This is a genomic window from Paenibacillus xylanilyticus (assembly GCF_047246825.1).
Lineage (GTDB): Bacteria > Bacillota > Bacilli > Paenibacillales > Paenibacillaceae > Paenibacillus > Paenibacillus xylanilyticus_B.
This window is the reverse complement of sequence record NZ_JBFOLB010000001.1, coordinates 1,769,931-1,783,855: the sequence shown is the minus strand read 5'-3', so window position 1 is coordinate 1,783,855 and position 13,925 is coordinate 1,769,931. Positions and strand designations below refer to the sequence as shown.

Here is a 13,925-nt window from a genome sequence, read left to right as displayed (position 1 = left end):
GGCTACTCCAAAGTAGAAGAAGTGGAAGCCCCAAACTGCGGCTGGATCGCAGCAGGGAAATAACCGATGTCCACTGCATATTGCAGCATGCTGGAAATGAATTGATCATCTGCTTTAGCGCAGTGGATTCCGGCTGGCTCCACATACGCAGTTGTTACCGGACAAGCATATACATATGCAGAATCCTTAGCACCGTCACCTTCCAGTTGGGCAATTGCGAGCTGCAGTGCCTCCGGATCCTTGGTGATGGCAGAATCAAATAACCAGCTGGTATATTCGTCAAAAGGTAACGTTTCTACTGTATATCCGGCACGGTTAATTGAAGCAATCAGCGTATTGTAACTGATGGATTCGGGATTACAGATGTGGAATACCCGTCCAGCAGTATCGTCACGCAGAGCCAAATGCACGATCGCCTGACTTGCATAATCGATAGGTGTAAAATCGACCATCCAATCAGCAGCTGGAGCCTTACCGAGAAGCAGCATGGCTTTGATCATGCGGTAGAAGGCATTGCTGTCAATGTTGGACTGAAAGCGTCCCGTTTTTGAATGACACGTCAGGTTTCCGGCACGATAGATGCTTACAGGCACACCTTCCTCAGCTGCAATCATAAGCACTTTCTCTGCTTCAAGTTTGCTGTCCGAGTATAGGTTTTCTACATGCAGGTCTGCCGGGAAGCGATCATACTGCAATGATGATTCCCACTGTCCGCTGAGTGCAAGATCTTCCGGTATACCCATGGTAGACACATGGTGGAAGGATGCTCCAGGTTTGCTGCGAACCAGATTTAACAGGGCAACCGTTCCTTCCACATTGGTTTTGGCAAACTGTTCCGCATCTCCGAAGTGTCGAACGTCGGCAGCACAGTGTATGACACGGTCAATTCGAGCTTGTACATGTTTGGTTTGTTCAGCAGATAGCCCAAGGTTTGGCTGTTCCAGATCTCCCTCGATAATCTCCACTCGTGAAGTAAGGAGCAGACTCAGGTCTGGACCGAAATAGCCTGCCATGACCTTACTCAAACGCTGCATGGCTGTACTGCCGTCAGATGGACGACGAACAAGCGCATGAATGGTCGCTTCGGAATGAAGAAGGAGCTGCTGCAGCACATGTGATCCCAGGTAACCCGTAGCGCCTGTTAGCAGAACGTGTTCCGGTTTGCGAATCTCCGGATATCCCAGTTGGGATGCCAGTTCGACTGGATGCTCGGCCAGCTGGGTAATTACACCTGGTTGATCAGCGGATGTTGCAGTTTGCTGGGTCGTTTGCGCGAGAGATTGCACCCGCAGTGCCAGGGAGCGAATCGTCTTCTCTGCAAAAAAGTCTGCAATCTTCAGCTGCGGATAATGCGGCTTCAGGATAACCAGTACATGGATCACTCGTAAGGAATCACCACCGATGGTGAAGAAGCTGTCTTCGATACCAAAGTCGCTGTGTCCAAGAATCTCTTTCCAGGCATTGAAGATGATGGCCTCGGTCTCTGTCTCAGGCATTACACGGTCTGGACGATTCTCATGTCGTTCATCGTTTGGTAGAGAAACCATTGCTTTACGATGAATTTTACCGGTTGGTGCGATAGGCATTTCATCGAGCTGACAGACCCATTTGGGTACAAAATAGGAAGGAAGCTTGTCTGCCAACTGGGCTTTGATTTCTGCAACGGACAGGGTGCTGCCATCTTTGGACGTGAAATATCCCACAAGCATGTTCTGACCGTCAGATTCTTTTTTTGGAATAACTGCGACATCCTGGATTCCTTCAAGGCGCGAGAAGTGATCTTCAATCTCACCAATCTCGATCCGATGACCACGGATCTTCAGTTGAGAATCACTGCGTCCGACGTATTCCAGCAACCCGGTATCAAGTAATTTGGCAATGTCGCCGGATTTGTAGATTTTTTCATCGATCGCAAAAGGGTTATCAATAAACGCCTGCTCTGTACGTTCTGGTTGGTTCAAATATCCTTTGGCCAGCGCCGGAGTAGCAATATACACTTCACCAGGCACACCTACCGGACAGAGCTGCTGTTCTTCATTAACGATATAAACTTTGTAATTATGAATCGGTTTGCCGATTGGAATGTTAACGACATGGTCAGGAACAGGTTCACTGATTCGGTGTGTTGTTGTCGCCACCGTGCATTCGGTAGGTCCATACACATTGACGATATCGATCTGGTTACCAAACTTGCGCTGGAAGGCACGAACCTGTTCTCCGTAGAGGGCCTCGCCCGCAACAGTAATAATTCTGACTTTGGCCAGCTTGTGGAACCCTTCGTCTGACAGATAGGATGCAAGCTGGTTGAAAAAGATTGTAGGCAAGATTGTTATGATCGTTGTGCCTGTACGTTCGATTGCTGTGGCAAACTCTTCTACGGATACACGTTCCTCGGCAGATAACAGATACAACTCTGCTCCATAGAACAATGCGCCAATGGTATCCCATACGGAAGCATCGAAGCTGTACGTGGCAAACTGGGTCAACACGTCACCCGGTTTGATATCACAATCCCGCTGTACAACGCTGCCCAGATTGACAACGCCGCGATGGGCCACAAGCGCTCCTTTGGGTTTGCCTGTGGATCCGGATGTATAGATGATATAAGCCAGGTCGTCCGGTTGAATATCGATATTTGGATTACTTGCTGCAAATCCGGCCAAGCGTCCATCCACGGCAAGAATTTGCCGAACTGTAGGAATACCGGAGAACAACCGGGAAGCTTCAGTGAAAGAGGACTCTTTGGTTAGAACAAAAGAAGAAGCCGTATCTTCCACGATATAACTGTTGCGTTCCTGCGGGTGCTCAGGATCAATCGGAACATATACACCGCCTGCTTTCAGAATGCCGAGCAAGGAAATGATGGTTTCCAGGCTTCGCTCCATAAAGATGCTCACAAATTCACCCTTTTGCAATCCGTTCGATAACAGCACACGTGCGACCTGATTGGCACGTTCATTCAGTTCTCTGTAGCTGTATCGACCATAGGGGGAAGTGATCGCAGGTGAATCAGGGAACTCGGCTGCCGTAGCTTCGAACCAGCCGTGTATGGTCTGATGTTCAGGTTCAGTCACACAGGTATCATTCATCTCCCGGTACAGCGTCCGATCGGAGGCTGACAGGATATCCACTGAGCCGATAGCCATGTCTTCATCGCGAACCATGGAGGCAAGCAGGGTCTGGTAGTACTCTGTATATCTCATTACTGTTGCTTCATTCAGAAGGGATTTATCAAAGAACAAATCCAGGGTGAGCACACCCTGATCTTCACGAATATTCCAGTTTAATACCTGCGGAGCCTGAGGAAGCTGAACACTATTAAACATAAACAAGGTTTCCGGATAAGCACCCGGCTGTGCAGCATCACCTTTTTGTTGCAGAAGAGAGATTTGATCTCTTAGCTCACGGAAACTCATTTTGCCATGGACTTGCATGAGCAGAACCGATGCAGCCTGATCGGGAGCAAGAGTACCTACAGCTAATTCCTGTTCTCCTGAAAGCCGGAACAACAGGGCAGCGTATGCGGACAACAACGCGGTATAGATTGATTTCGAGCCATACTTCTGTGTAAGTTCACGGCTCTGTGATGGCTGCAGCTGTATATGAGCTGACTCATAAGAAAAGGTTTGTTGACGGCGCCCAAAATCCAGTGGAATCTGGAGAACTGGCAGGTCAGATTCCACTGTCTGGGAAGATGAAGAGTGATTATCGATCACGTCTATTTTCCTCCTTGATTTAAACGTTCGTTTTTTATTTTTGTTTATGACTTGGTTACATTAAAGTGAGAGATCAATTCCTGTAATTCCTCGGACATGCTGTTCAAACGAGTGGAGGAATCGACAAGGGTGATCAGGGAAGCTTTCTGTTCGTCCACGGAAGCGGCAATCCGCTCACTGCTGTCTGCTGTTTTGCTGACGCTGGCGGACAGATCATCCGCAGTTGCGGTCATTTCCTCTGTACTTGCAGAGATTTCTTCCGTAGCACTGGAAACTTCCTGAATCTGGTTCGATACTTTCTTCGCAGCTTCCAGAATTTCTTCAAACAACTGTCCTGTCTGATCGGCAACGTCAAGCCCGGTATCGACTTCTGCAGTACCTTTTTCCATTGCGCGGACAGCTTGTTTAATCTCGGTTTGGATCTCATCAATCAATACGGCGATCTGACTTGTGGACTGCTCGGATTGCTCGGCAAGCTTACGAACTTCACCGGCGACAACGGCAAATCCTCGACCTTCTTCACCAACACGTGCTGCTTCAATGGATGCGTTCAGTGCAAGCAGGTTGGTTTGGCTGGAGATACCGGAGATGATGTTCAGAATATCTCCAATTTCTTGTGAACGGCTCTCCAGAACCTGGATTGCAGAAGCCGTATTCTTTACCGATTCGGTAATCAGCGTCATTTGCTGGGACACCTGGCGAACAACCGTGTTACCCTGCTGGGAACGACGCTCCATCTCATAAGCTTCATCCGCTACATTAGCGGAACTGCTTGCGATCGTTTGAATGACAGTCGCCATCTCGGCCATGGCGCGGGCACTATCGATACTTGCCTGTTCCTGGCCACGGATGTTGGAGGTGATTTGTGTTACGTTACTGTTAATGGAATCCGCGTTTTCACTGTTTTTCTCAGATACCTCATACAACTCTTTGGCAGATTGGTTAACCTCTTGAGAAGTGACTTGCACTTTAACGATCGTGTCATTAATTTTGCGAACCATCGTATTAAATTTCTCATTTACAAGTCCGAGATCATCTTTTCCTGTCGGAATGTTGACATTCAAATTACCCCGGCTAACGTCATCAATACCTTTAATCAGGTGACGGATAGGGGATAGGGTGTTTTTAACAACCAGATATTGAATAATCAGGAACAACAGCAGGAATGCAACCAGAATGATGATCCCGTTTTTAAGCAGTGATTTCAGTCCGGCAGGTACTGCTGTTGCATCTGCATCGACCGCAAAGTAAGAGAAGATTTTGCCGTTGCTGTCCTTGATCGGGTAAGCAATGGTTGTCCATGTTCCAAAATCATCTGAATAGAAAGTAGTAAAGGTTGGACGGTCCGTGTTAAGCATTTCTTTCAATGCATTGGCTACAACCACAGGTTGCTCATACATGTCGCCAATATTTACATTATCGCTTTGGAATGCTTCTCTCAGATTGGTTGGCATGGCTACGAGGGAAGTTTCTCTTTTCGTATCCCCGCCTAGTTCTACACCAAAGATATAAGCTTGGGCGATGTTAGGATAATACTCTTGCATTTCATCAAAATAAGCACGTAATTGGGTTTGTACCTTTCCGTCATAACTGCCTTCCGCAATGGCAGCCTCTACGTCGGCAGCGTTAATTCCATCAGCCCACTTTTTTGTAATTTGTTCTACTTGCCCATGCAGCTGCTCTACGAGAACTGTTTTTTGGAAGTAATAGCTGCTTGCAATAAGTGCAACCCCGATAATAATGATGTTGGTGAATGAAAGTAATAAGTTTTTTGAGAAAAAGGACATGCTTTTCCAACTGAATGATTTCACTAATTTCCACTCCTGATCTTCTTGTAATTAACAAACCTTTTATTTGCTTGCATGAATGCAGCCAATCAAGTCATTTGTTGTTCCTCCTCCAAAGCTTATGTATGCGACCATGGTCTTAATTTCACAGTCGTAAAGTAGAGACTTTTGCACCTCAAATTCTATAGGTGTCTAATTATTAAAACACATCTATACTTAATATGTCGTATGAAATGAGGTTAAATTGAATAGTTTTGTTAAAACTTTTTTAATAATTTACATATTTGCGGACATGTCACTTGATACATAGGTATTTAGAACTGTTTATTTGGAGAAATTCCCATTTTTTAGTCTCCATCTGTATTCTATAACAGGATCGTACAAAAAACACCTGTAAACCTTGAAAAACAATGAAATGCTTGAAACCCGTGTAATATTATGGAATTGGTGAAATCCGGGATTTGTCGTTAGATCAAATTTCCTGCTGCATGGCATTCGGCATGGATATACATCGGAAGCGGTTTTATCTATAATAAAGACAGTGTGCATTTTTCAAATCATAAGCAGGCGGGGGTTTATTTTAGATGAATCTGAAAAAAATTGCAGCAGAGCGGGCGGCAGAATACATTCAGGATGGAATGAAGGTTGGACTCGGTACGGGTTCAACGGCATATTTCGCGATTTGCAGATTGGGAGAACGTGTGCGTGACGGGCTGCAAATCCAGGCAGTGGCTACCTCGGAAGCTTCGGACAAGCTCGCCCGGGAGTGGGGAATTCCGATTATTCCGTTCGACCAGATTGGAAGGCTGGATATTACTATTGACGGCGCAGATGAAGTGGATCCTGAATTCAACCTGATCAAGGGTGGCGGCGGGGCTCTTTTACGTGAAAAAATTGTGGCCGCGAACAGTGATAAACTCATCATTGTTGCAGACGGCAGCAAAGCGGTTCAGCAATTGGGTCAATTTCCCCTGCCGGTTGAAGTGGTTCCTTTTGCATCTGAATGGACCTTTCAGGCATTGGAGAACCTGGGCTGCAGACCGAAATGGCGCATGAATGGCGATCAGCGCTATCTTACGGATAACGGAAACCTGATCGCGGATTGCCGAATGGAAGCGATAGAAAACGCGGCTGAACTTAACGTAAAACTAAACATGCTTCCAGGTGTGGTGGATAACGGTTTGTTTGTTGACATGGCGGACACCGTGATTCTGGCCAAGGATGATGGCACCATTGACGAGCGTCATCGTTCCTAAGTTTGATTAGCGGATCGAAGAGATGTACGCATAGCCGCAGTGGTTTCAACAGTAAGATTCATAGAATAGCAAATTTTCGCTTAAGTGATGAAACAGATGCTTGCCTTTAAAGCACAGTCTGAATTTGCAAACAATTGATGGAGGATAATGGAAATGCCGAACACGGAGGACAATCGGGAACTCTCTTTGCAATTATTCGTGGTTCTCGCCCGAGCCTACAATTCCGTTACATCGAGGTCCAATCGTGACATACAGAGTCACGGACTGAATACGACAGAATTCGGGGTACTGGATTTGTTATATCATAAGGGCCCACAGGCCTTGCAGAAAATTGGAGAAAAAGTTCTAATGTCCAGCGGGAACATCACCTATGTTGTGGATAAGCTGCAAAATAAAGATTTGCTGCTTCGACGTGCATCCAAGGAAGACCGCCGTGTCATTTATGCTGAACTGACGGAGAAGGGGAGGAATTTGTTCACTCAAATATTCCCTGGACATCACCAGGTTATCATTGATGCGATGGAAGGCCTGGAGCCATCCGAGAAAGCTGATGCTATTCGTTTATTAAAGAAATTGGGGCTTGCTGCAGAAGGAAAGACCGACTTGCGTTCATAACGCAGGCCGGTTTTTTGTTTGGAATCAAAGGGTATAACTGGCTAGGTGACTTGCAGGATTACTCATAATATAGGAAAATTGTTGTAATAGGAAGACTCGAATGGGATGGCTCTTTTTGGAGTTCATATATTTTAAAACGTATTTCCCGATCACAGCTGACTGAAATCGAATCGACCCGCAGTGTAGAGATTAATGATGGTTGAGACGAATGCATAGCACAGCAAGAGGAGGGATAACAAAATGACTCATCAGGAAGCTGGGGAACGCTTGCTCAAAGCGGCAGGTGGGTTAGCTGATAAAATAACGGAAAAGCAGTACGCTTTACAACCGGATCTAATTGAACGTTTTGGCGAAAATGGGAGAATGCGAACCCAACAGGATTCACATTATAGTTTGAACTATCTGGCAGAGAGCGTGCTTGTGAAGAGCCCTAACCTTTTTACACATTATATATCATGGCTAAAAACACTTCTGGCGGGGTATCACGTATCGGCGGAAGATCTGGCAATTAATCTGCAGCTGATCAAAGAGACGCTCGAAGAAGAGTTTGACGATGCATCCAAATCACTTGTCCTTGATTATTTGGAGATGGGGATTTATCAAACCCAGCATCCTGAGTCAACTCAGGGCTTCGTCAATGAAACTTTTCCATATGGCAAAGCTGCCAAGTCCTATTTGCAGGCTTTGCTGGATAGCAGACGCCAGGAGGCATTTAATATTATTGAAAGCGAGTTGGAAGGTGGAGCGAGCATTCGGGATATTTATCGTTACATCTTTCAACCTACTCAATATGAAATTGGCCGTTTATGGCAGTTAAGTCAGATTAGCGTCGCTCAGGAGCACTTCTGCACGGCTGCCACTCAGGCGATCATATCGCGACTCTATCCTCGTTGGCTGATCCATGAGGCACAGGAGAAAAAGCTGGTGGCAGCATGTGTGGGCAGTGAACAGCACGAAATTGGTTTGCGTATGCTTGCTGATGTGTTCGAGATGGAGGGTTGGGATACGTACTATTTGGGCGCCAATGTTCCGAATGGCAGTCTGCTTGAGGCGATTGAGCGCCATCAGGGAGATGTGGTTGCTATTTCAGTGACCATGACCTATCATCTTCATCTTGCCAAAGAACTTATACAAATGATTCGCAATCACCCGGCAACCTCTCATGTGAAAATTATGGTAGGAGGTTATCCATTTAACATTGATCAAGAGTTGTGGAGGACGATTGGGGCAGACGGTTACGCCCCCGGAGCTGATGAAGCTGTTGCCGTTGCAGAAAGTTTGCTGGCTCAGCGATCTGCCAACAGCAATGTTGGTATGATCCGCGAATAGAGAGGAATGACGCAATGTCTAATGAGAATGGCGAGATCGAAAAGCTGCGCAGAACGATTGAGCAATTATCGGATCAGATCATTCGCAGCAAAGAGCAGGAAGAGCGGATTTTGAATGAATTCTCGGAAATGAATAATGAATTGGTGACGCTTCAGCGTCTGCTGGCCAAGAACAATGCTAGTCTGGATGCCGCACGAAAAGAAGCGGTGGCTGCAGGGGAATCGAAGAGTTCTTTTATTGCCGTAATCAGTCATGACTTCCGCACTCCATTGAATGGAATATTGGGTATGGCTGAACTATTGCAGCTATCCTCCTTGTCGGAGGAACAGCAGAATTCGGTTCAAGTGATTCAAGAGGCAGCGAGACTTCTGCTTAAGCTGATTCAGGATCTTCTTGACTTTTCCAAATTGGAAGCGGGTCAGATGCGTCTTGAGATTGGAGAGGTGGAGCTCGAACCTACTTTTAAATATATCGTTCGTTTGCTGGAACCCAAGGTGATCCAAAATGGGAATCAGCTGGCTGTCGATTGTGATTCGCGAATCTCTCCTGTTCTTGAAGGGGACTCTACGCGGATTACTCAGGTTCTGATTAACCTGATCCAAAATGCCAATAAATTCACAAACCATGGTTCGATAAGCATCCGGGTTATCCTCGTTGAGGAAAGCGAGAGCTCCCAATTGATCCGATTTGAGGTCAAGGATACGGGGATCGGCATTGCGGAAGAAGATCAAAAAATGCTGTTCCAGCCCTACGTACAGACAGAACAGGGCCGCTCCAAGGAATATGAAGGAACGGGTCTTGGATTGTCGATATGCAAATCCCTGGTTACTTTAATGGGCGGACAAATCGGGGTAATTAGTCGGGAAGGTAAGGGCTCTACGTTCTGGTTCGAACTGCCGCTTGGACGCAAGTCGCAACCGAAAGGAACCGAAGTTACGACAGAGGAAAAACCTTCGGATATGATGGACTCTGCCATCGAAGAACCCTATTCCTGGCCAATCTTATTGGCCGATGATAATGGTATTAATCGTCAGGTCGTGCTGATGCAGCTTAAGAAACTAGGGATAACACAGGTTGATTACGTGTCCAATGGTGAAGAAGCGGTTTCGGCCTTTCTCAGTAAAAAATATGGGATGATTTTGATGGATAACATGATGCCGATCATGGATGGGCTGGAGGCTACACGTAAAATTAGGGCCATAGAGCAGGATGAGATGCGTCATGCCATTCCGATTATCGCGATGACAGGCAACGTCATGGATGGAGAGAGAGAAAAATGTCTTGAAGCCGGAATGAATGATTTCATTGGCAAGCCCTTCTCATTGGAATCGTTGAGAGGTGTAATTCAACAATGGCAGCATCCTTTGGAATCCAGTGAAATACTAAATATGAGCATTGTGAGTGAGATTGCCGAACTGAACAACGATGGTGATCAGACGCTGTTAGAAATGCTGCTCGACATGTATCGTGCCGAAACACCTGGCAAAATTGAGGTGCTGCGGAGGCATGTCGTCTCCGGAGATCATAATGCTGCTGCGGAGTGTGCTCATGATTTGAAATCAGGAAGTCTGAGCCTTGGAATTGAATATTGTTCAACCCTTTTTGCAAGGATCGAACAGTTTGCCAAAACAGGTCAGGTAATGAAGGCTGAGCCATTGCTCGATGCTTTGATGCCAGCATATCAGGAGGCCTGTCAGGCATTGGAAAAAGTCATCATTTAAAAGGTTTGCTGTCTTAACGAAAGAGGTTAGGGCGGCAAACCTGTTTTTTCGCCTGAACTTTGAATTGCATTAATCTGTGCTGTGTTATAGATAGAGGATAGTGAGAAGGAGAGAGAAACGTTTATGTTGCTATATGGAACAACTGCGCTAATTTTGGTCATTCTTGTTTCAACCTGGATTGGAGGACTGTACTTTTTCAAAACGGCCATCAGGCGTGCACCAAAATCCTTTTTAGTGGATAATCCCAACCTGATGCCTGAACCGGATAATGAATTCATCAGTAGTGCATCGGATCAGGAATGGTTGGACAAACAGGATTGTGAAACGGTAAGTATCATATCCCATGATGGATTGAAATTGCAGGGGACATGGCTTGCTTCAGCGGATAAATCTCGTCCAACAGTGATTCTTGCGCACGGGTATTCGGGAAAAGGCAGGGAAATGGCTGGTTTTTCCAGGTTCTACGTGGAGAAAAGAGGCTGCAACGTACTGATGCCTGATGATCGTGCTCATGGTCAAAGTGAAGGCCATGTGATTGGCTTTGGCTGGCTGGATCGGAAGGATTATGTCGATTGGGTCAATTGGGTCATTGAAAAGGTGGGGAAACAGACAGACATTATACTGCATGGGATCTCCATGGGCGGTGCTACAGTCCTCATGACAGGTGGAGAGCGCCTTCCGGGTCAGGTGAAAGCGATCGTATCGGACTGCGCCTATACTTCGGTGAAGGATGAGCTGACGTTCCAGCTTAAACAATTATACAAACTGCCAGCCTTTCCTTTTATACCTGTGACCAGTCTGATCTCCAGATGGAAGGCAGGTTACTCCTTCAAGGAGGCATCGGCACTGAAACAGCTTGCCAAGGTTCAGGTTCCGGTCCTTTTTATTCATGGGGAGGCAGATACCTTCGTCCCTACAGAAATGGTTTACAGACTCTATGAAGCTTGTCCTACACAAAAAGAACTACTGATCATCCCGCGTGCAGGGCATGGCACAGCTTTTCAAGTGGATCGATCCCGTTATGTGGAGGTCCTTGAATCCTTCCTAAACAAGGTGACGATGAAGCAAGCGAATTAAAAATTAAAAAAATTGGTTGTGCTGGTTAGCGAGTGCTGTTTTATTTTTCATTCCCTTCAAGGGAATGCATAAATTGAAAGCGTTATCTGATTGTAGGGATGCACTCATAACGCATGTACACTCCAGTTTACTGATTCCGCACACGGATGTTGGGTAGTTAGATGTAGATACCTTTAACAAGGAGGTGCAGCATTTGCCACGTTCACGAAGAGTTTGCTCTTACTGTCAAGAGGAGATGGGTGAAGACGAGTTCAAATGCAAAGCATGCGGCAATCTCGTAGCGATGAAAACAGTCCCTGTTGAGCGAGCGCAGATGGAAGAATATGAAGAGGCGACATTGGATCGCTACTCCATCGGTTTGCTGGTTCTAACAGCCATTTTCCTTCCTCCGATAGCGATTGCCATTGGCGGGGTAATGTTGTTTAATGATGCTCCGTACAAAAGGGATACGGGGAAATTACTTGTGACAGGTGCCTTGGTAATGCTGGTCATCTTAGTCATCATCTTAATCGCAGGCTCAGGGACACTGTCAATCAGCTTTTAACATTTATGGAGGTGCCATTCATGGGAAATGAACAATTTGAGGCTGCGCGCAAAGCGGAGGCAGGTTACCATTCCAATTTCTATCAGAATAACGAACTATTCGCAACCGGTACATGGATGGCCAGACCTATGCCGATGGTGATGGAGATGCTCGAACGTTTGCTTGCTCACCAATCGGAACTGCGGGTTCTTGACCTGGGATGCGGGGTGGGGCGACATACCATTCCGATTGCACAGCGACTGCAGCATACGAACAGTGAGGTCATTGGTGTCGATCTGCTTGATGAAGCGGTAGAAGGACTTCGAAAATATGCGAAAAAGTATCAGGTAGATCATCTGGTAAAGGCAGAAAAAGCGGATGTAGAACATTACGCCATCAAACCGAATACCTATGACTTCATTGCAGCGTGTTCCTGCCTGGAGCATGTATCGAATGAGAGTGCGTTCCTTGAAGCGTTAGATCGTCTTCAGGCTGGGACACGCGCAGGAGGTATTCATTGCATCACGATGAGTACGAGTGTGGAAGAGCAGGAAATCAGTACCGGACGGCGAATTGAGCCTTTAATTGAGCTCAACCTGCCTACAGTCAAAGCCATGAAATTGCTCGAGAAGTCATATGCTGGCTGGAATATATTGCTTCAGGAACATGTAACCCAGACCATCGAGGAGGAAAAGTATGATGAACCGACACAGTTCCGCTGCGAACTGCTTCGATTTGCCGTACAGAAGCAATAGAAGGGTTCTGCCGGGATGTATGAAGTAGTGCAGCCCGGCGCAGCTTTCCTTAACAGGCAGGAGTAAACGTGGAAGCATTTCATTATTGAGAGTAATGGGGGGCAAGCATGAGTACATATGTAATAGGTATCGATGGTGGGGGAAGTCACACACGGGTGGTCGTGGCTGATGATTGTGGAAAACTGCTGTCCTATGTGCAAAAGGGAGGTTGTAATCGTTATCATGATTCCCATGCAGATCAGCATGTGCTCGGAGGCATTGCTGAAGCGCTGGAGCAGGCAGGCATTCGACCAGAACAGGTGGCTGCCATCCAAGCCGGTATGGCGGGTCTCGATCGGGATGAAGAATTCGCATGGGCCGAGGGAGTGCTTGCCAAAACGGGCATCACAGGTAGAAGAAGCGCCGTAAACGACACACTTATTGCCCATACGGCTGCCTTTAACGGTGAGCCCGGAATAGTGGCGATTGGTGGCACAGGGTCTCTGATCCTTGGCAGGACGGAGGAAGACGCATGGATCCGAAACGACCAATTTGGACATTATGCTCCGACGGCAGCGCGTTTTTTGTCTTATGATGCCGTGCATTCTGTTCTTGCAGGCCGTTATGAGCAGCAGGATCAACCATTTATCGAACAAATTCTTGCTTATTGGAATGTACATTCCGTACAAGAGTTGACAGCTCTTGGAGCCGCGGGGTTTGCTGAGAATAAGCAGGAAATGAACCGCAAATTCAGCCAAATGGCTCCTTTGGTAACGGAAGCTGCTAACCGACAAACCCCACTTGCCATGAGGGTATGTGAATCCGCAGCGGACACAGCGGTTGTGGGAATTCTTATGCTGTCAGGCTGTTTTCGATCTGAGAAGATTTCTTATACACTGAACGGAAGTTGTTTAACTTCACCCTATATGGTGGCTGCCGTTCGGAAGGGGCTAGCCCTAAATAATCAAACTACAGGGAGAACGTTTCAATACATCACCAGCGAACTGCCGGCCGTTGGAGGTGCGCTGCTGGAAGCTTATCATCTGGCTGGTATACAGGTGAAGGAAGGTACTGCTATTCTGCTTCAGGAGCAATTAAAGCGGTATTCGACTTGAACTTAGACAGGCTAACGGCTACAATACGATAACGGATCTTTATCCATAGAAG

10 protein-coding genes are annotated in these 13,925 nt (G+C 46.7%); 8 read left to right on the top strand and 2 right to left on the bottom strand.

Annotation, left to right across the window (positions count from 1 at the left end; all coding sequences use genetic code 11):
- Window positions 1-2: 2 nt before the first annotated feature.
- Both AB3N00_RS07700 and AB3N00_RS07695 read right to left on the bottom strand, forming a co-directional pair.
- The gene (locus tag AB3N00_RS07700; protein ID WP_413034023.1) at window positions 3-3,716 is read right to left on the bottom strand and encodes an amino acid adenylation domain-containing protein; all 3,714 of its coding nucleotides are present in this window, start codon (window positions 3,714-3,716) and stop codon (window positions 3-5) included.
- 44 nt (window positions 3,717-3,760) lie between these two features.
- Window positions 3,761-5,503 (bottom strand): methyl-accepting chemotaxis protein, encoded by a 1,743-nt coding sequence (locus AB3N00_RS07695; RefSeq protein ID WP_413035215.1) that lies wholly within the window; start codon window positions 5,501-5,503, stop codon window positions 3,761-3,763.
- A 584-nt stretch (window positions 5,504-6,087) separates the two neighbouring features.
- On the opposite strand from AB3N00_RS07695, the gene rpiA reads away from it, so the two are divergent.
- From rpiA to AB3N00_RS07655, 8 genes are all read left to right on the top strand, one after another.
- Window positions 6,088-6,759, top strand: a complete 672-nt coding sequence (gene rpiA / locus AB3N00_RS07690) for a ribose-5-phosphate isomerase RpiA (protein WP_413034022.1) — start codon at window positions 6,088-6,090, stop codon at window positions 6,757-6,759.
- A 153-nt stretch (window positions 6,760-6,912) separates the two neighbouring features.
- The gene (locus tag AB3N00_RS07685) at window positions 6,913-7,374 is read left to right on the top strand and encodes a MarR family winged helix-turn-helix transcriptional regulator (protein WP_175396135.1); all 462 of its coding nucleotides are present in this window, start codon (window positions 6,913-6,915) and stop codon (window positions 7,372-7,374) included.
- Window positions 7,375-7,614: 240 nt separating this feature from the next.
- Complete coding sequence (locus AB3N00_RS07680; RefSeq protein ID WP_413034021.1) at window positions 7,615-8,703, top strand: B12-binding domain-containing protein; 1,089 nt, start codon at window positions 7,615-7,617, stop codon at window positions 8,701-8,703.
- A gap of 14 nt (window positions 8,704-8,717) precedes the next feature.
- A complete protein-coding gene (locus AB3N00_RS07675) occupies window positions 8,718-10,424 on the top strand; it encodes an ATP-binding protein (RefSeq protein ID WP_413034020.1) in 1,707 nt (568 codons plus the stop codon).
- A 123-nt stretch (window positions 10,425-10,547) separates the two neighbouring features.
- Entirely contained in the window at window positions 10,548-11,501 is a 954-nt protein-coding gene (locus AB3N00_RS07670) for an alpha/beta hydrolase (RefSeq protein ID WP_413034019.1), read from the top strand.
- 193 nt (window positions 11,502-11,694) lie between these two features.
- Entirely contained in the window at window positions 11,695-12,045 is a 351-nt protein-coding gene (locus AB3N00_RS07665; RefSeq protein WP_413034018.1) for a hypothetical protein, read from the top strand.
- A gap of 20 nt (window positions 12,046-12,065) precedes the next feature.
- Window positions 12,066-12,779 (top strand): class I SAM-dependent methyltransferase, encoded by a 714-nt coding sequence (locus AB3N00_RS07660; protein ID WP_413034017.1) that lies wholly within the window; start codon window positions 12,066-12,068, stop codon window positions 12,777-12,779.
- Between the two features lie 107 nt (window positions 12,780-12,886).
- Complete coding sequence (locus AB3N00_RS07655; protein ID WP_413034016.1) at window positions 12,887-13,873, top strand: BadF/BadG/BcrA/BcrD ATPase family protein; 987 nt, start codon at window positions 12,887-12,889, stop codon at window positions 13,871-13,873.
- Window positions 13,874-13,925: the final 52 nt, after the last annotated feature.

Bases quoted from the DNA above. Each gene is read 5' to 3' on its own strand.
- AB3N00_RS07685 (WP_175396135.1), top strand. From the start codon at position 6,913: ATGCCGAACACGGAGGACAATCGGGAACTCTCTTTGCAATTATTCGTG.
- AB3N00_RS07670 (WP_413034019.1), top strand. From the start codon at position 10,548: ATGTTGCTATATGGAACAACTGCGCTAATTTTGGTCATTCTTGTTTCA.
- AB3N00_RS07680 (WP_413034021.1), top strand. From the start codon at position 7,615: ATGACTCATCAGGAAGCTGGGGAACGCTTGCTCAAAGCGGCAGGTGGG.
- AB3N00_RS07655 (WP_413034016.1), top strand. From the start codon at position 12,887: ATGAGTACATATGTAATAGGTATCGATGGTGGGGGAAGTCACACACGG.
- AB3N00_RS07695 (WP_413035215.1), bottom strand. From the start codon at position 5,503: ATGTCCTTTTTCTCAAAAAACTTATTACTTTCATTCACCAACATCATT.
- AB3N00_RS07660 (WP_413034017.1), top strand. From the start codon at position 12,066: ATGGGAAATGAACAATTTGAGGCTGCGCGCAAAGCGGAGGCAGGTTAC.
- rpiA (WP_413034022.1), top strand. From the start codon at position 6,088: ATGAATCTGAAAAAAATTGCAGCAGAGCGGGCGGCAGAATACATTCAG.
- AB3N00_RS07675 (WP_413034020.1), top strand. From the start codon at position 8,718: ATGTCTAATGAGAATGGCGAGATCGAAAAGCTGCGCAGAACGATTGAG.